Raw genomic sequence first — 16,889 nt, forward strand, 5'->3', positions numbered from 1 at the left:
TCCAACACCTGGGGTCTCCCGTGATGAATGCCTCCGCGGCGGTCCTGCTCGTTCACTCACTCCTCACGACCCAAACCGCCGCGCCCCCGCTGTCCACTGCCGCCCCATGGGCACCGGCAGCGCGGCGCCTCACGGTGGGCCTCCAAGCCCCTCGGTTCGCCGCGCAGCCCCTGGAAGTGCGCATCAGCCCAGGAGTGGGCACGCTGCTGCTCTTCGACACGCCCGTGGCCCGCGCGGAGTTGGAGAACGAGCAGCGCTTCACCCGCGTGCGGTTGGCGGGTGACACCCTGACGCTGATGCCCTCCGCGAGCGTGGAGGACAGCGAGGCGCTGCGGCTGACCGTCCACTTCGCGGATGGCGCCGCGCCCGCGAGCGCGACCTTCCGGTTGGTGCCCCACCCCACCCTGGCCGACCGTCAGGTGGAAATCCACCGACACGCCCGAAGCGCGGACTCACTCCACGCCGAGTTGCTGGAGAAGGAGGGGGAGGTGCGCCGCCTGCGAGAAGAACTGGTACGAATGGAGGCTGCCCGGAGCCTGCCAGATGGCCTCACCGGCATGCTGGCCATCAGGCATCTGGACAAGAATGGCGTGCGGGCGCGTTGGAATGATGAACACCTCCTGCGCCATCCGCGCAACACGCTCAAGGTCAGGACCGCGACGACCTACCGTGCCGCTGCCCGGGTGGCGGTGGCCGTCGAGTGTGAGGAACTGCGGGGGGGCGCGCCATGGGAGGCCCGGGGCGCAACCTTGGTTCCCCGCGAGGGGGCCGCGCTCCGCGTGCTCCGTGTGTGGCAGGAGGCGCCCACCGCCGCGGGCATACCAGGCCAATTCATCGTGGAGGCGGAGGCCACGGACACCATGAGCCCGGGCCCCTACACGCTGACGGTCTGGGCGGAGGGCGACAAGCGCTCCGTCATTCTGGGTAACGTGATGTTTCCGTGAGCGAGGCCGCCGGGCGGTCGTCATTCCATGCACCGCCCGTGTCCTCGCACACGGCACTCCAAACGCGGGTCCAACGTGTCGTGGGTGACAGCACAGGACGACTCTCACAATGCGGACCTTCCCGAGTGGAGGCGCCGCTGCATTCGAAACTACGGCGACTGCAAGGAGGGGCTGTTTGCCGGGCCCTGCTACGACTGCCTTCGCATGTGTGAAGGCCAGCAGGACTGGCCTATTGAAGTGTGCGGCCCCAAGCGGAAGAAGAGGTGATGACCTCATGACCGAGCGCCCTCAATGGAATTCGCTCCGTGCCCTTTCCCACCGCGTGTTGCGGAACGGCGAGCCTCTCGTGCTCACAGAGGAAGTGCGCTCACTGCTGCTGAAGACCGCGCAAGAGGTCGCCATCCGCGATGCTGACGCTGCGTTGGCCACGGATGAGGGCGTCTTGGCGCTGATGCATGAGGCCACACGCCGCATCACGGAGGGCTCGAACAGGCTCACGGATGCGCTGCATGTGATGTGGCAGCACCAGCGTGTTGGCGATTACGACAGCGCGCGGAAGCTCATGCGTGACGTGTTGGCCGTCGAAGTCGTGCCGTACTACCGGGAGCTTGCACAAGGCCAACTCGAAGACATGGACGACGAGGCGTAGCGTCCTCGTCAGGAGCGCTCCCTGGGAGAGGTCCTCCGGGCCCTCTGCGCCGATGTCATCCGGCAGAGCGGGACACGCGTCGAACCGGGGAGCACGCCTGGACTCCATTTGGAGCCCCCCCATGACCGTGGATGCCGTCATCCAGGAGCCCGCGCGCGCCGTCCTGGCACGGGTGCTCAACAGCGCCAACCGGCGCACCGTGTGGCCCCTGCGTGGACGGGGCTCGGAGGCCGGATACCTACTCTCACTCCACCGAGTCTTTCGCCTCGCTGGCGGCACGCCCCCCCCCCACACACACCTGAGCCCAGCGAGAATGCCCCCTCCGAAGCGAAATGCTTCGGGCGGGTGACCGCGCCTCACAGCACGAACCGTCACGTCCGTGGGGCGCAGCCTCGGTCAGGCCCCCGACCCATGACACACCCGCTGCAGCTTTACCTCCGAGCTGTCCGATTTGACGGGGGCAATTAAACTTTGGGTAGGGCACTTCACACCGAGCACCCCGCATGCACTGCGAGTCAGCCCGGACCGGTAGAGTTGCATTGGAGAAAGCAAGCCGGTTTGAATCGCTGCGCGCCACGGGGGCGTCCAGCCTCCATGAGGGTCGGAAAGCCTTACCTATTCACGCTGTCCATCCAGCGCCATGGAGTTGCGTTTCGAAGTGGGGGGAGTCTTCATGAGTCGCCTGTTGCCTTTGCACGTCACCTCCCACGAGGTGGCGTTGGAACCTCTTTGGGAGAGCCGCCAGGGGCACATCATTGGGACGGACGGCGAAGGTCGGCCGGTGGTGGACTTCGACGGCAATCCGGTGGGCCCTCGCGTAGCACGCAAGGCCGTGCGGATGGACGCAGAGGGAATCAAGGCTGCCGTCGAGTCACGGCAACCAGTGGAGATCCGCTTCGAGGAGGGAGACCCGCGGCTCCCCATCATCATGGCGCTGCTGCCCGTTGCGCCGCGGGCCTCACGCCTGGATGCGATTCCGGGCGCGCGGATTGAGACCGCCGAGTCGCCCGCTCACGTCATTCAAGGCCGGGACGGGCTCGTGCTGCGCTGCGGGGACGCTGCCGTCACCCTGCTGCGCAACGGGAAGGTCTCCCTGCAGGGAACGTCCGTCGAGACCTCGGCGGAGGGCGCCGTGCGCATCAAGGGCATGGCGGTTCAGGTCCACACGCCGGGTGTGCCGGACGCCCGAGGGGGCCAGGCCGAAGCAGAAAGCCATCCTGCAGCGGGCCACCGCCCGAGCGACGATGAGGCAGACATCCAGGTCATCCAAGGCAGGGAGCGCCTCGTCCTGCGGTGTGGCAAGGCGCGCCTGACGCTCCTGCGCAGCGGGCGAATCCTGCTGGAGGGGACCTGCGTGGAGACGTGCGCCGAGGGCGTCGTCCGTCTCCAGGGCGGCTCCATCCAAATCAATTAGGGGGCATGCCATGGTGCTGGAGGACGTGCTGGAGGAGCACCTGGACGAGGCGGCCTTCCGGTGGCTGCAATGGGAGCGGGCCCTGGAAGCCCCGGACTTCACCCTCTTGGACGTGGCGAGCCAGGAAGCGCAGTTGGCGGCGCACCTGCATGGACTGGTGCTGGGCGGCGCGGAGGCCGCCGAGTCCTTGCTCTGGCCCGCACTGGACTCCGGAGAAGCAACGCGAATCACCGCTGCCGCGTATGTGCTGCTGGGCCAGGGACACGTCCAGGCCCTCCTCGACTTCATGGCTGGTGGCGCGCCCGAGGCGAGGGCGGCGGTCCGACGCGCGGTGGAGTTGAGCGCCGCCCCCAACCTGGGTGAGCACCTGCTCCCGCTGCTGAAGCGGGAGGACGTCTCCCTGCGGGCCCACCTCTTGGAGGCGCTGGCCTTCCGGTACGAAGCGCCTCCTGATTTGCTTGCGGAGTACTTCCTCCACGATGAGCCGCAGGCGCGAATGGCGGCGTTACGCGCCAGCTCGCCTCTTCGCGAGGACACGGTGCGCCACCTCCTCCCTCGACTCCTCGAGTCCGAGCACCCGGGGATTCGCGCCGCGGCGATGGAGGCCGGCCTCGCTTCGGGCGCGCGCATGGCCTGGGAGGCCTGCCGCCAGGCGGTGCGCGCGTGCAATGCCCACTCGCACCAAGCCATGGTGCTGCTCGCCCTCTTCGGCACCGACGCCGACACGGCCCTGCTGGTGGACATGTTGGAAGGGCGGGACATGCGCCCGCATGTCCTCTGGGCCCTGGGCTTCAGCGGGCGCCTCGGGGCCATGGAGGCCTGCCTCGCGCTGCTGGAGGACCCCCTGGTGGCACGGCTGGCGGGGGAAGCCTTCTCGGCCATGACGGGCCTGCAGTTGGAGGGCCTCCATGCCCTCCCTCCCGGCGAGAGGCCCGAAGGAGCGCCCCTGCCACCCGAACTCCAGGAGGACCTGGACGCCGACCTGGTGCCCAAACCCGAGGATGACCTGCCCTGGCCGTGCATTGGCGCGGTGAGGTACTGGTGGAAGGAGGCTCGGCCTCGCTTCCACGCCGAGCGACGCTATCTGAACGGCCAGCTTCTCGAAGGCCCCGTATTACTGGAGGCCCTCACGCACGGCCCCATGCGGCGCCGGCACGTGCTGGCGCGGGAGTTGGCCATTCGCGGCAAGGGCCAGCACCGCATTCCCACCCGGGCCTTCTCCCCGCGCCAGAGGGCGGCGCTGGCCCAGGCCCGCGTGGCCTGCGAGCAACTGAGACTCTTCCCCCTGGAGCGCACGCTGCGCTGACGCGAGGAGTCGCCATGCAAATCAGCGAGAACAGCACGGGCATGTCCGCGGGCCTCACCGTGGCGACGGACGCCCAGGCGCGCGAGCAGTGCGTCGTCGCCGTCAAGGGCACCTTCCTCATGGACGGCCGCGGCGAGCCCCAACTGGCGGAAGTGCAACGTCCACTGGCGTACTCGGACGAGCACCATGGGGCCCCCGAAACGACGAGCCTCCTCTGGGAGAATGACTTCGCGTTGACGAAGCCCCTGGTGGACCTCCTCGTGCAGGGCCATGCCGTCGCACCGCACGGGCGCGCGACGGAGGCGATGTTGGTGCGCGTGGAGATGCCGGGCCGGCACAAGGACCTCCGCGTCATGGGGGACCGCTACTGGGAAAAGGGGTTGACGGGCGTGAAGCCAACGCCGCCCAAGCCCTTCGTCCGCATGCCCCTTCGCTATGAGCTCGCCTTCGGTGGAGTGGACACCTCCCACCCGGAGCCGAAGCACCACGGCGCGGAGTTGCGCAACCCAGTGGGCAGAGGCTTCCGTCAGAACCCGCGCGCCGCGGATGCGGTGGGGACGCCGCTGCCCAACCTGGAGCACCCCCGGCACGTCCTCGACAGGTGGGAGGGGAAGACGGTGCCGGTGGGCCTGGGGCCCGTGAGCCGTGGCTGGCAGCCGCGCCTGGCCCACGCCGGCACGTACGACGAGCGCTGGCTGGCGGAGGACTACCCCTTCCTTCCCCGGGACTTCAACCCGCGCTACTTCCAGTGCGCGCCCGAGGACCAGCAACTGCCAGCCTTGCGCGGGGGTGAGGTGTTCCGGTGCCTGGGCATGGCCGAATCCGGCCCCTGGACGGTGACGCTGCCGCGCCGCCAGGTGCCTGTGGCCTTCCGCTTCCGCGAGTCCGACGTCCGCGCGGAGGCGCGCCTGGACACGGTGCTGCTCGACGCGGATGCCCGCGAAGTGGTGGTGACGTGGCGGGCCTCCGTGCCGCTGGGAAAGAAGCTCTCCCAACTTCGCGAGGTGCTGGTGGGCCTGCCACGCCCCAGCGTGAAGGAGGGGCCGGTGAGATACCTGCGCGGCAAGCCCTACTTCCGAGGACTGGGGGCACTGGTTTCCTGGAGGCAGCGCACGCGGCGGCCGGGAGGGCCGTCATGAGCGCCACGCCTCTGTACGTCGCCGCCGCGGGCATGGCCTGCCCGCTGGGACTGAGCGCCGAGTCGGCCGGGGCCGCCCTGCGTGCGCGGATGAACCGCTTCAAGAGGAGCCGCTTCCACGACGATGACGGGGCGCCCATTGTCCTCTCCGAGGCCACGACGCTCGCCCCTGAGTCGCGGCGAGAGGAACGCGCCCTGGGCCTGCTGGGCATGGCGGTGGCAAGCGCCGTGCGCGGGCTGGAGGAAGGCGAACTTGCCCACCTGCCCCTGGTGGTGGGCACGTCAGCGCCGGAGCGTCCAGGCGGTGTCCCGGAGGTGTTCCCCCAGGCACTCGAGCACCTTCAGCGAGGACACGGGCTTCGGCCGGAGGGCACCTTGTCCCGAAGCCTGGCCCTGGGGAATACGGCGGGACTCCGGGCGCTGGCCGAAGCCCGGCTCCTGCTGACCCGTCACCCGCGGCTTCCCGGCTGCCTGGTGGCCGCGGTGGACACCTTCATCAACGCCACGAGCCTCGACGGCCTGCTTCGACAGGGGAGGCTGCTGCGCCCGGACAACTCGGACGGAGTGATTCCCGGCGAGGCCGCCGCCTGCCTCCTGGTGACGCGCGGGCCTCCTCGCGACGACGCATGCCCGCTCCGACTGGCGGGCCTCGGCTTCGGCCAGGAGCGGGCCACGCCGGAGTCGGACGAACCGCTGCGCGGGCTGGGGCTGGCGCGGGCCTACCGGGAAGCGCTGGCCGAGGGCGGTGTGGATGTCGCGGACGTGGACTTCCGCGTCGCTGACGCCTCTGGAGAGGGCTATGGCTTCAAGGAGCTCTCCCTGGCCCTCTCTCGGCTGCTGCACACGCGCAGGGAGTCCACGCCCCTGTGGCTCCCGGCGGAGTCCCTGGGGGAGACAGGGGCCGCGTCGGGCCTGGTGGCCCTGGCCTGGGCCTCAATGGCCATGCGCCACGGGTATGCGCCCGGCCCCCGGGCCCTCATCTCCACGTCCGACTCGGCCGGGGGGAGAGCAGCGGCACTCTTGCGCGGTCCTGACACGTACGCTCCACGAGGGATGCCCTGATGAAGGTATTCGCCAATGGCAATGAGGTGGCCTGCGCTGACGGGGATGGGAAGGTGGTGGCGGCCTTCCCGGACGTGTGCATGAGTCCTCCCCCACCGCCAGCGGGGCCGGTACCGGTGCCCTACCCGAACACCTCCTTCTCCCGGGACATGAAGCAGGGCAGCAAGCGCGTCACCATCAACGGCAAGCCCGTCATGCTGAGGGACGAGTCCTATTACGCGACGTCCCCGCTGGGGAATGAGGCCGCCACCCGCAACTTCGGAGCGGGCATCATCTCCCACCAGGTGACAGGGAAGACGCACTTCATCTCCTGGTCGATGGATGTCCAGTTCGAGGGCAAGAATGTCCCGAGGCATATCGACCTCACCACCTCCAACCACGGCAGCAACGCGAACAACGCCGTCCCCACCCCCAACCTCGCGCGGAGCGCCACGAGCAGTCCAGGCCAGGCCGCCTTCACCGCCTGCCCGTGTTGCAACGGGCCGCTGCACGAGAACCAGAAGGACCCGGTGACGGGACAACCCTTTGAGACCATTCCGGAGATGGAGTTCTACGGGCGTATCGCGCGCTACCGGATGGAAAGGCGCGCGGAGATGCTGGGCATCCTCCATCAGGTCGCGGAGGGCAAGCTGCCGATGCCGCCCTGGGCGAACAAGCCCGACGCGAAGTCCGGCCTGCCCGTCAAGGACAACATCATCCGCATGGGGGACGAGTGCGAGCGCGACTTCAAGAAGCTCCAAGAGCTTCGGCAGAAGCACCCCAACTGCCCCAACGTACACAACCCGCCGGACCAGGGGTGCGGTGTTCACTTCAAAGTCCTGGAGCCCGGACTGGCAGGCAACACCAAGGACGGCGGACGCTGGGAGTCAGCCCGAACACAATCAATTGAAGAGTGGCGCCTGAAGGGGCATGCCATTCCCAGGAACGACAAAATAAACCACATGACCCCGGCGGATGCTGGCGGATGCCCTTACTCGGTACAAAACCTCGTTCCCACCAACGTCCTCAAAGGTGACTGCCTGGAAATTGAAGATACCCAGACTCGTCTTCAAAACATGATGCCTCCCAAGAGCACCGAACGTAAGCTGCTATTCCGGTGAGTCCATGCGCCCTTCTTATCTTCGGCACAGCTTTCTTCCTTGGGGACATGGTCTACATTTCGCCAAGCCACCACCGCCCGGCGTCGAGAACCCGCGTCACCTCGCCAGCGATGACCCCTGGCATGTAATTCCTTGCGTCCTGGCAAACCTGCAGCAAGGCAGGTTCGAAGTCTCTCGGATGCTCGTCAGGCTGATGCATCAGGAACGGGATGCGGAGATCTGGAACGTCTGTGCGACCCTCCTATCCTACGCTGCCCCCTACTCCGTCATACGTGAGCTTGAAGCCTCCTCCGAGGAGTTGCTAAAATCTGACGAACATAGTCCATACACCCGACGTTACTTCTGCGAGATCCTTTCACGCTCGGCCGGCGTGTGGGGCGTGCCCCATTTGATCCGCCATTATCGGGAACTGAAGGACCGAAAAGTTGAATCCGAAGTAGAACATTACATTTCACTGATGTTGGAGCCCGAGCCGAGGGCAATCTGGCACGGCCCGCGGATTGTGTGGGAATCAAACGAATTACCTCCCCCCTTCGAGGAATCCACGCCATTGTTCATGAAGGAGGAGTACCTCAACCTGGTCGAAAGAACATTTCAGGAGGTTGTCTCGACCCAGAAGCTCTTTGAGCAAGATGCGCTTTGGGAGGGGGGACGCCTGGATATCAGGGCTGTCGCGCAGCGCCTCCTGACACGGGTACGCGATTGCACACATCCGGACCGCATCGAGGTAGGGCGTATGCTCCTCGAAGGCACCACAGGATTGGATTTCCGCGCGTTCTTTAATGGCTCTGGCCGACTGCAAAGCCTCACTGCGGCTGCAATTACCGAGGAATTCCTCGAACGGGGGGATGCCGACAAGTATCAGCCCGGAGTCCGCTACTTCTTTGGTCATCGAATCCCAGATTGATTGAATGCGCCTGTCCTCGACATCGAATTCCGGAAGCGCGAAACCTTCGCGTCCGCGTGCAAGGCCTACAGCCGCATCCTTGAGGCTGGCCGCAGCCCCCGAGAGCACGTGACCCTCGCAGAGCAGTACGCCGCGTGCGCTGCGCCGGCCGACGAGCGCGTATCGGCGGCCGAGGTGGAGGAGCTCGTCCGCGAGGCCGCGGCGGCGCGGAATAGGTGGGAAGCGCATTCTCGCGCGGTGTGTCCCTGCCGCATGAGACGTGACGTGTGTCGCAACGGAAGGAGGCACTTCCATCAGCCGGTGAGGAGCAGTCGCGTCTTTCGTGTGAATCCTCGCTCCCTCCGCGTCGACTACGACTCCGGCCCGAGAAATGGCAATCGCCCATTGGGGCAACGCCGCTCACGGGCCAATGCCGCCCATGGACGGCTGCGGGTGTCCTCCGGAGCGCCCTCCAGGTCCAGGCCCCCCTCGGTCGTCCCCTGGGGCGGTGATCGAGCGCTCACCCGGCCCGCGCGAGAGCCCCTGCCCAGGCCAGGAGGTGGAGACCTGTCCTATTCCCCCCGGAGCGGGGGCCCGTCCCCCTGCCGCCACTGAAGACTGGTGGACACCGCGACCGGAGAGCGACATCAGTGTTCGACAGTGGCCACGTCCACGTCTATGTCCCATGGCATGAGCCCCGCACCCACGGAGGTGCTGCTGTTCACCCTGAACGGCCAGCGCTACGGACTGCCCGCACCCGACGTGCGCGAGCTGGTACGCGCGGCGCGCCTGACGCCCCTGCCCCGCTCGCCCGCCGTGGTGGAGGGCCTGTTGGACTTGCGGGGCGAGCTGTTGCCGGTGCTGGACCTGCGGCTGCGCTTCCGCCACCCGCCCCGCGCGCTGTCCCCCATGGACCACTTCATCGTGGCCGCCGCGGGCGCCCGGAGCGTCGTGCTGCGGGTGGACCGCGCCGAGGGCCTGCGCGTCCTCACGCCGGACGAGTGGGACCCCACGCCACGCGAGCTGCCCGGCGTGGGCTACGTGGCGGGCGCCGTGAAGCTGAAGGACGGGCTCGTCCTGGTCCATGACCTGCGCACCTTCCTGTCCGAGGCCGAGGCCCTGGAGCTGGACGCCGCCATGGCCACGCCGCTGGAGCCGGAGCCCGCGTGAACTGGGGTCCCTGGAGCCATCCGGGTTACGCGGAGGTGCTGGCGCTGGTGGAGGAGCGCGCCGGGCTGGTGCCGCCGAGCTGCCCCGCCTCCGCGGAGGAGGGCATCGCCCGCGCCATGGCCCGGGCCGGGCTCAAGGACTTCGACGCCTACCGCGCGCGGCTCCTGGAAGCGCCCGCCGCGTTGGATGACCTGCTCATCGAGCTCACCGTCGGGGAGACGTACTTCTTCCGCACGCCCGAGCACTTCGAGCACCTGCGCGGCGTCGTGCTCCCGGAGCTGCGCGAGCGCCATGGCCCGGAGCACACCGCGCGGATGTGGAGCGCCGCGTGCTCGTCCGGCGAGGAGCCCTACTCCATCGCCGCCCTGCTGATGAGCGAGGGCTGGAGCGAGCACATGTCCGTGTACGCCACGGACGTGTCGCGCGGCGCGCTCGCCCGGGCCCGGCAGGCCCACTACGGCGACTGGTCCCTGCGCGGCGGCTGGGCGGACCGGATGCGCGCGCACCTGCGCGCCGAGGGACGCCGGTACGTCCTGTCCCCGGAGGTGCAGAAGCGCGTGCGCTTCAGCTACCTCAACCTCGCGCTCGACACCTGGCCGTCCGCGGACAGCGGCATCTGGAAGCTGGACGTCATCTTCTGCCGCAACGTCCTCATCTACTTCAACCGGCCCACCATCGAGGCCGTCGCGCGCCGCCTCCACGACGCGCTGGATGAGGGGGGCTACCTCTTCACCGGCCCGTCGGATCCGCCGCTCGGCGGGCTGGCGCCGCTGGAGTCCGTCCTCACCGAGTGGGGCGTGTTCTACCGCCGCCCTCTGGCCGGGGCCTCGCTCTCCCTGCCCATCCCGGCCGCGTGGACCGAGCCGCCCACCGTCGCCGCGACGACGGCGCCCACGTGGAGCCCGTCCTCCACGGGCGCGCCCGGCGCTGGGACGGCGGCGCATCCCGGCATCCGGCCCCCGGGACAACCTGGCGGCACGGGGACCATGACGGGGCGCCCCGGCGCCGCGGCCTCCCCGCGCCCAGGCGACGCCGGCGCGGACGCTCCCCCTGGGAAGGCGACGGGCCCCGGCGCGTCCCCGGCCCCCGAGCGCCAGGGGCGCGCCCCCAGCGCCGCGGCCCTGCACGCCGCCCGGCAAGCCCTGTCCCGCGGCCACTGGCGCGAGGCGGCCCAGCACCTGGGCGCGCTGGACCCGGACCCGGACACCGCCGCCACGGCCGTGCGCGCGCTGGCGAACCTGGACGCCGCCGCCGCCGTCTACGCCTGCGCCGAGGCCGCCACCCGGCACCCGCTGGTCGCGGGGCTTCGCTACCTGGAGTCCCTGTTGCTCCTGGGACAGGGGCGGCTCGCGGACGCGGAGCGCGCCGTCCGGCAGGCGCTGTACCTGGAGCCCACACTCGTCGTCGCGTGGCTCATCCTGGGGCGCGTGCTACGCAGGCACGGCGACCCGGCCGGCGCCGTGAAGGCCTGGCGCGAGGCGGAGCACCTGTGCGACGCCCTCCCCCCGGACGCGCCGCTCCCCCACGCGGACGGCGAGAGCGCCAGCAGGCTGGCGGAGGTGGCGCGCGGTGAGCGGTCACGCATGGAGGCAGCCCTGGCTGCCGGTGAGGAGCTGAGCTGATGCCGGGGTCCGGCGGAATCGACTGGGAGGCCACGCGCGCGCGGCTGGCGCGGCTGGCCGACCTGGAGAAGGAACAGGGCGCCCTGTCCCCCGAGGAGGCCACGGCGCTGCTGGAGGCCCGCGCCCGGTCGCTCGCGCGCGAGCCCCGGCCCGAGGTGGAGCCCGGCACCCTGCGCGAGGTGGTCCGCTTCAAGGCCGGCGGCCAGCGCTACGCGTTGGAGTCCCGCTTCGTGCTGGAGGTGGCCCGCGCGCCCGAGCTGGTGGCGCTGCCGGGCGCCCCGCCCGCGCTGCGGGGCCTCACGCTGATGCACGGCGAGGTGCTGCCCGTGGTGGAGCTGGCGCCGCTCTTCGGGCGCCCGCCGTCGGACACCCCGGGGCCGCTGCTCGTCGTGGGAGCGGCGCGCGCGGAGCTGGGCGTGCGCACCGAGGAAGTCGAGGAGGTCACCGTGCTGGCGGGCAGCGAGCTGCTGGAGCCGCCCTCCTCCCTGGACGACGTGGCCGGGCACCTCGTGTCCGCGGCCGACAGGGACGGCACGCTGATACTGGAGGGAGAGGCGCTCCTGGGTGACAGTCGCCTCATGTTCGAATTGTCCGACGAAGGAGCAGTATGAGCATCGGGAACCGCATCGCACTCGGCTTCGGACTGTCGCTGCTGATGTTGCTCATCGTGGCGGGCGTGTCCTTCCAGGGCGCCAACCAGCTCACGACGAGCACCGCGGGGCTGCTGAAGGCCCATGAGAACTTCCGCATCATCCGCGAGGTGCGCGCGCTGCTGATGGACGCCGAGTCCGGCCAGCGCGGCTACATCCTCGCCGGGGAGGAGGCCTACCTGGTGCCCTACCGCGAGGCCGTGGCGACGCTCCGGGACGACATGGCCCGGCTGCGCGAGGCCATGGCGGACCACCCCGCCCAGCGGGCCCGGCTCAACCGGCTGGAGCCCGTGGTGTCGCAGCGCCTGGAGCGGCTGGACGAGGGCATCCGCCTCCGCCGGGAGCAGGGCCTGGAGGCCGGCGCGCGGTACATCCAGGGCGGCCAGGGCAAGGAAATCATGGCCCAGGTGAAGACCATCATCGACGAGATGCTGGTGGCCGAGCAGGAGCGCTGGGACGAGTACTCCGACGCCGCGCGGGAGATGGCCCAGCGCATCCTCTGGGTGCTGGGCATCGGCACGCTGCTGGGCCTGCTCATCGTCGGCGGGGGCAGCTACCTCATCACCCGCGGCATCACCACGCCGCTGCGCGCGCTCATGGTGGGCGCCGAGCAGCTCGGGCGCGGGAAGCTGGAGCACCGCATCGAGGTGAAGGGCCAGGACGAGACGGCCCAGCTCGCGCGCGCGTTCAACGACATGGCGGAGAAGCGCCAGCAGAACGAGGTCCAGCTGGAGAAGGAGTCCGAGCAGCGCGAGCACACGCTCCGCACCGTGGCCGAGTTCGTCAACCAGCTCGCCGGCGCCAGCGCCGAAATCCTCTCCAGCACCACCGAGCAGGTGGCCGGGGCCCAGGAGCAGGGCAGCGCGGTGACGGAGACGGTGAGCACCATCGAGGAAATCACCAAGACGTCCGAGGAGGCCGCCGGCCGCGCCCGCGCGGTGAGCGACTCCGCCCGCCACGCCGAGGAGGTGGGCCGCAGCGGCCGCCGCGCCGTGGAGGAGGCGGTGGGCGCCATGGGCGCGGTGCGCGAGCAGGTGGAGTCCATCGCCTCGCGCATCCTCGCCCTGGCCGAGCAGGCCCAGGCCATTGGCGACATCATCACCACCGTCAACGACATCTCCGAGCAGACGCACATGCTGGCGCTCAACGCCTCCATCGAGGCCAGCCGCGCCGGCGAGCACGGCCGCGGCTTCGCGGTGGTGGCCTCCGAGGTGAAGGCCCTGGCGGACCAGTCCAAGAAGGCCACCGGCCAGGTGCGCCAGATTCTGGGGCAAATCCAGAAGGCCACCCACGGCGCGGTGATGACCACCGAGGAGGGCACCAAGAGCGTGGCCACCGCCACCCGCGTGGTGTCCGAGGCGGGCAGCAACATCCAGACGCTGTCGGACCTGCTGGCCCAGGCCTCGCTGACGGCGGCGCAGATTGCCGCCTCCGCCAACCAGCAGGCCACCGGCATCGGGCAGATTCGCCAGGCCATGCATGACGTGAACCAGGCCACGCAGCAGGCCCTCATCTCGTCGCGGCAGACCGAGCGCGCCATGCAGGACCTCAACGGCATGGGCCAGAAGCTCAAGGGGCTGCTGGGAGAGTACGGGCGCTGATGGACCGCGACCGGTTGGCCCAGGCGCTGCTGGCCACGTTCCTCGAGGAGCTCGAGGGGCACGTCGTCTCGCTCAACCGCGAGCTGCTGGCCCTGGAGCGCGAGACGGCGCCCGCGCGCATCGCGGAGCGCGTGGCGTCCCTGCTGCGCACGCTGCACAGCGTGAAGGGCGCGGCGCGCGCGGCCAGCGCCACCCTGGTGGAGACGGCCTGCCACCGCATGGAGGAGCTGCTGGAGCGCGTGCGGGACACGGGCGCCGGCACGCCCGAGGTCTACGAGCTGTGCTTCACCACCGTGGACGCGCTGGACGACGCGGGCCGGCGCCTGGCCGCGCGGCAGGACCTTGCGGGCTCGCCCCTGGAGACGCTGCTGCCCCAGTTGGAGCGCGCCGCCGGCACCCGGGCCCCCGCGCGCGCCGCGCCCCCGCCGCGCGCGCCGCCGCCGCCGTCCGCGCCGCTCCCACCGACGGCCGCGCCGCTCGTGGACCTGGCGCCACCGCCGGCCCCATCCGCCAGCGCGGAGCCTCCCGCGGGCGGCGCGCCCCCGGGCGCCGAGGCGCTGCCCGTCCGCGTCTCCGCGCAGAAGCTGGACGCCCTGCTGGCGCGCAGCGGCGAGCTGCGCGTGGCGACCTTGCGCCTGGAGGGCCGCGCCGAGGCGCTGGAGTCGGTGCGCGAGACGCTGGCCCAGGCGCGCGAGGCGGTGCTCGGCACCCCGGGCGAGCAGGCGCTGCTGCGCGCGCAGACGGAGCTGGCACGGGTGACGCTGGAGCTGGCCGCGGACCGGCGGACGCTGGGCGGCGTGGCCACCGGGCTGGATGACGAGGTCCGCCGCGCGCGCACCCTGTCCTTCGAGGAAGGCTGCGAGGGCCTGGAGCGCGCCGCCCGCGACGTGGCGCGCAGCCTGGGCCGCCAGGCGCGGCTGGAGATTCAAGGCGGAGCGCTGGAGCTGGACCGCTCGCTGCTCCAGGGCCTGCGTGAGCCGCTGCTGCACCTGGTGCGCAACGCGGTGGCGCACGGCCTGGAGGCGCCCGAGGAGCGCCAGCGCCTGGGCAAGGACGCCGAGGGCCGCGTCACCCTGTCCGCGCGCCTCAAGGGCAGCCGCGTCGAGGTGACGGTGGACGATGACGGACGCGGCCTGGACCTGGACGCGCTGCGACGGCAGGCGCTCGCCCGGGGCCTGCGGGTGCCCGACGACGACGAGGAGGTCGCGCGGCTGGTGTTCCTGCCCGGCCTGTCCACCGCGACGCAGGTGACGCAGGTGGCCGGGCGCGGCGTGGGCCTGGACGTGGTGCGCATGCACGTGGAGGGGCTGCGCGGCGGCGTGGAGGTGACGACGCGGCCGGGCCAGGGCACCTGCTTCACCCTGGACGTGCCCCTCACGCTGAGCACGCTGCGGGTGCTGCTGGTGTCCGCGGGCGGCCAGACGCTGGCGCTGGCCAGTGAGAGCGTGGCGCGGCTGGTGCGCCTGGCGCCCGACGAGGTGCGCGACATGGAGGGCCGCCCCGCGTGGGCGTCCGGTGACGCGCTGGTGCCGCTGGCCTCGCTGGCGGACGTGCTGGGCCTGCCGCCCGGGCCGCCGCGCGCGCGCCGGGGCGCGGTGGTGCTGGCGGCGGGCAGCGCGCGCGCCGTGGTGGTGGTGGACGAGGTGCTGGCCGAACAGGAGGCGCTGGTGCGCTCCCTGGGCCACCGCGTGCGCCGGGCCCGGCACGTGTCGGCGGCGGCGGTGCTGCCGGACGGGCGGCTGTCGCTGCTGCTCAACCCCGTGTCCCTGGTCCGCGCGGCGGGTGGCCGCCCCGCGGCCTCGCTCTTCCCCGCGCCCGCCACCCAGAAGACGCGGCGGCGGGTGGTGCTGGCGGACGACTCGCCCACCACGCGCGCGCTGGAGCAGAGCATCCTGGAGAGCGCGGGCTATGAGGTGGTGCCCTGCGTGGATGGCGCGGACGCGTGGGAGCGGCTCCAGTCCGGCGGCGCGGACGCGCTGGTGCTGGACGTGGAGATGCCGCGCATGGACGGCTTCGCGCTCACCGAGGCCGTGCGCGCCTCGCCGCGCTTCTCCCGCCTGCCGGTGGTGCTCGTCACCGCCCGCGGTAAACCGGAGGACAAGGCGCGCGGGCTGCAGGCCGGCGCCAGTGCCTATCTGGTGAAGAGCGCCTTCGACCCGACGAGCCTGCTGGAGACGCTGAGAAGACTGCTATGAAGAACGACCCGTTGCGCATCCTGGTGGCCGAGGACTCGCCCACCGCCCGGCGCCTGCTGGTGGAAATCCTCCGCGCCGACCCTGGCCTGACGGTGGTGGGCGAGGCGAAGGACGGCGTGGAGGCGGTGGAGCTGGCCCAGCGCCTGCGGCCCAGCCTGGTGACCATGGACATCCAGATGCCGCGCATGGACGGCCTGGAGGCCACCCGCCGCATCATGACGGAGGTGCCCACGCCGGTGGTGGTGGTGTCCACCCTGGTGGAGCGCGACATCCAGACGTCCATGGCCGCGCTGCGCGCCGGCGCGCTCGCCGTGCTCCAGAAGCCCCTGGGCCCGGAGTCACCGGACTTCGACGCGGAGAGCCGCCGCCTGCGCGACACGCTCAAGGCCATGGCCGAGGTGAAGGTGGTGCGCCGCTGGCCGGACCGCGCCACCACGCCCGTGCCCGTGCCCGCCGCCGTCCCCGCGCCCCCCGTGGCGCCCGCGCGCCCCGGCGTGGTGGCCCTGGCCGCGTCCACGGGAGGCCCGGCCGCCCTCTTCCGCCTGCTGTCCGAGCTTCCCGCCAGCTTCCCCGTCCCCGTGCTGGTGGTGCAGCACATCGCCATTGGCTTCAGCCAGGGCCTGGCCCACTGGCTGCGCACCGCGGGCCCCCTGCCCGTGAAGGTGGCGGAGGACGGTGAGCCCCTGCTCCCCGGCCACGTGTACCTGGCGCCGGATGATCGCCACCTCGGCGTGAGGGGCGAAGGCCGGGCGGAGGTCTCCCGGGCCGCGCCGGTGAATGGCTTCCGGCCCTCCGCGACGTGGATGTTCCGCTCGGTGGCCCGCGCCTACGGCCCCGCGTCGCTGGCCGTCATCCTCACCGGCATGGGCCAGGACGGCCTGGAGGGCGTGCGCGAGCTCCACCGCGCCGGGGGCCGCATCCTGGCCCAGGACGAGCAGTCCTCCGTCGTCTACGGCATGCCCGGCGTGGTGGTGGGCGCCAACCTGGCCCACGAGGTCGTCGCCCTGCCCGACCTGGCGAGCCGCCTGGCCGCGGCCTTCCGGAGCAACCCGGGAGTTTGAGTCAACCGCGCCAGAACATTGGATTTTAGAACATCTGGAAGAATCGCGGGGTGCTGGGATGGCCTGCCGTTCGGCCGGTGTCATGATGGGG

The 16,889-nt window shown here is 70.9% G+C and carries 14 protein-coding genes; all 14 read left to right on the forward strand.

Going from position 1 to position 16,889, the window contains the following annotated elements; translation table 11 throughout:
• The first annotated feature begins 23 nt into the window (after positions 1-23).
• The 14 genes from MYMAC_RS33505 to cheB all read left to right on the forward strand — a co-directional run bounded on the left by MYMAC_RS33505 (position 24) and on the right by cheB (position 16,798).
• On the forward strand, positions 24-944 hold the full coding sequence (locus MYMAC_RS33505) for a DUF2381 family protein (RefSeq protein ID WP_095961016.1): 921 nt from the start codon (positions 24-26) through the stop codon (positions 942-944).
• A gap of 274 nt (positions 945-1,218) precedes the next feature.
• The gene (locus MYMAC_RS33510; protein ID WP_095961017.1) at positions 1,219-1,593 is read left to right on the forward strand and encodes a DUSAM domain-containing protein; all 375 of its coding nucleotides are present in this window, start codon (positions 1,219-1,221) and stop codon (positions 1,591-1,593) included.
• 673 nt (positions 1,594-2,266) lie between these two features.
• Positions 2,267-3,007 (forward strand): DUF6484 domain-containing protein, encoded by a 741-nt coding sequence (locus MYMAC_RS33515; RefSeq protein ID WP_157770487.1) that lies wholly within the window; start codon positions 2,267-2,269, stop codon positions 3,005-3,007.
• 10 nt (positions 3,008-3,017) lie between these two features.
• Positions 3,018-4,313: a TIGR02270 family protein gene (locus tag MYMAC_RS33520; RefSeq protein WP_095961019.1), complete on the forward strand. Its 1,296-nt coding sequence runs from the start codon at positions 3,018-3,020 to the stop codon at positions 4,311-4,313.
• Between the two features lie 14 nt (positions 4,314-4,327).
• Entirely contained in the window at positions 4,328-5,452 is a 1,125-nt protein-coding gene (locus MYMAC_RS33525) for a DUF2169 family type VI secretion system accessory protein (protein ID WP_095961020.1), read from the forward strand.
• Positions 5,449-6,513, forward strand: a complete 1,065-nt coding sequence (locus MYMAC_RS33530) for a hypothetical protein (RefSeq protein ID WP_095961021.1) — start codon at positions 5,449-5,451, stop codon at positions 6,511-6,513. Before MYMAC_RS33525 ends, MYMAC_RS33530 begins: the two co-directional genes overlap by 4 nt.
• A 53-nt stretch (positions 6,514-6,566) precedes the next feature.
• Positions 6,567-7,613 carry a PAAR-like domain-containing protein gene (locus MYMAC_RS33535; protein WP_239989179.1) on the forward strand — a complete coding sequence of 349 codons (1,047 nt, stop codon included), beginning with the start codon at positions 6,567-6,569 and terminating at the stop codon, positions 7,611-7,613.
• A 178-nt stretch (positions 7,614-7,791) separates the two neighbouring features.
• On the forward strand, positions 7,792-8,520 hold the full coding sequence (locus MYMAC_RS37060) for a hypothetical protein (RefSeq protein ID WP_123784065.1): 729 nt from the start codon (positions 7,792-7,794) through the stop codon (positions 8,518-8,520).
• A 669-nt stretch (positions 8,521-9,189) separates the two neighbouring features.
• Positions 9,190-9,669: a chemotaxis protein CheW gene (locus MYMAC_RS33545; protein WP_095961023.1), complete on the forward strand. Its 480-nt coding sequence runs from the start codon at positions 9,190-9,192 to the stop codon at positions 9,667-9,669.
• Complete coding sequence (locus tag MYMAC_RS33550; protein ID WP_095961024.1) at positions 9,666-11,291, forward strand: CheR family methyltransferase; 1,626 nt, start codon at positions 9,666-9,668, stop codon at positions 11,289-11,291. The genes MYMAC_RS33545 and MYMAC_RS33550 overlap by 4 nt, the downstream gene beginning before the upstream one ends.
• Positions 11,291-11,902 carry a chemotaxis protein CheW gene (locus tag MYMAC_RS33555; RefSeq protein ID WP_013937402.1) on the forward strand — a complete coding sequence of 204 codons (612 nt, stop codon included), beginning with the start codon at positions 11,291-11,293 and terminating at the stop codon, positions 11,900-11,902. The genes MYMAC_RS33550 and MYMAC_RS33555 overlap by 1 nt, the downstream gene beginning before the upstream one ends.
• A complete protein-coding gene (locus tag MYMAC_RS33560; protein ID WP_095961025.1) occupies positions 11,899-13,542 on the forward strand; it encodes a methyl-accepting chemotaxis protein in 1,644 nt (547 codons plus the stop codon). The genes MYMAC_RS33555 and MYMAC_RS33560 overlap by 4 nt, the downstream gene beginning before the upstream one ends.
• Positions 13,542-15,737 carry a hybrid sensor histidine kinase/response regulator gene (locus tag MYMAC_RS33565; protein WP_095961026.1) on the forward strand — a complete coding sequence of 732 codons (2,196 nt, stop codon included), beginning with the start codon at positions 13,542-13,544 and terminating at the stop codon, positions 15,735-15,737. The genes MYMAC_RS33560 and MYMAC_RS33565 overlap by 1 nt, the downstream gene beginning before the upstream one ends.
• On the forward strand, positions 15,734-16,798 hold the full coding sequence (cheB, locus tag MYMAC_RS33570; RefSeq protein WP_095961027.1) for a chemotaxis-specific protein-glutamate methyltransferase CheB: 1,065 nt from the start codon (positions 15,734-15,736) through the stop codon (positions 16,796-16,798). Before MYMAC_RS33565 ends, cheB begins: the two co-directional genes overlap by 4 nt.
• Positions 16,799-16,889: the final 91 nt, after the last annotated feature.

Origin of the sequence: Corallococcus macrosporus DSM 14697, from assembly GCF_002305895.1 — a bacterium.
Taxonomy (GTDB): Bacteria; Myxococcota; Myxococcia; order Myxococcales; family Myxococcaceae; genus Myxococcus; species Myxococcus macrosporus.

Excerpts from the sequence above, each read along its gene's own strand:
- MYMAC_RS33505 (WP_095961016.1), top strand. The coding sequence starts at position 24 with ATGAATGCCTCCGCGGCGGTCCTGCTCGTTCACTCACTCCTCACGACC.
- MYMAC_RS33510 (WP_095961017.1), top strand. The coding sequence starts at position 1,219 with ATGACCGAGCGCCCTCAATGGAATTCGCTCCGTGCCCTTTCCCACCGC.
- MYMAC_RS33515 (WP_157770487.1), top strand. The coding sequence starts at position 2,267 with ATGAGTCGCCTGTTGCCTTTGCACGTCACCTCCCACGAGGTGGCGTTG.
- MYMAC_RS33520 (WP_095961019.1), top strand. The coding sequence starts at position 3,018 with ATGGTGCTGGAGGACGTGCTGGAGGAGCACCTGGACGAGGCGGCCTTC.
- MYMAC_RS33525 (WP_095961020.1), top strand. The coding sequence starts at position 4,328 with ATGCAAATCAGCGAGAACAGCACGGGCATGTCCGCGGGCCTCACCGTG.
- MYMAC_RS33530 (WP_095961021.1), top strand. The coding sequence starts at position 5,449 with ATGAGCGCCACGCCTCTGTACGTCGCCGCCGCGGGCATGGCCTGCCCG.
- MYMAC_RS37060 (WP_123784065.1), top strand. The coding sequence starts at position 7,792 with ATGCTCGTCAGGCTGATGCATCAGGAACGGGATGCGGAGATCTGGAAC.
- MYMAC_RS33545 (WP_095961023.1), top strand. The coding sequence starts at position 9,190 with ATGAGCCCCGCACCCACGGAGGTGCTGCTGTTCACCCTGAACGGCCAG.
- MYMAC_RS33555 (WP_013937402.1), top strand. The coding sequence starts at position 11,291 with ATGCCGGGGTCCGGCGGAATCGACTGGGAGGCCACGCGCGCGCGGCTG.
- MYMAC_RS33560 (WP_095961025.1), top strand. The coding sequence starts at position 11,899 with ATGAGCATCGGGAACCGCATCGCACTCGGCTTCGGACTGTCGCTGCTG.
- MYMAC_RS33565 (WP_095961026.1), top strand. The coding sequence starts at position 13,542 with ATGGACCGCGACCGGTTGGCCCAGGCGCTGCTGGCCACGTTCCTCGAG.
- cheB (WP_095961027.1), top strand. The coding sequence starts at position 15,734 with ATGAAGAACGACCCGTTGCGCATCCTGGTGGCCGAGGACTCGCCCACC.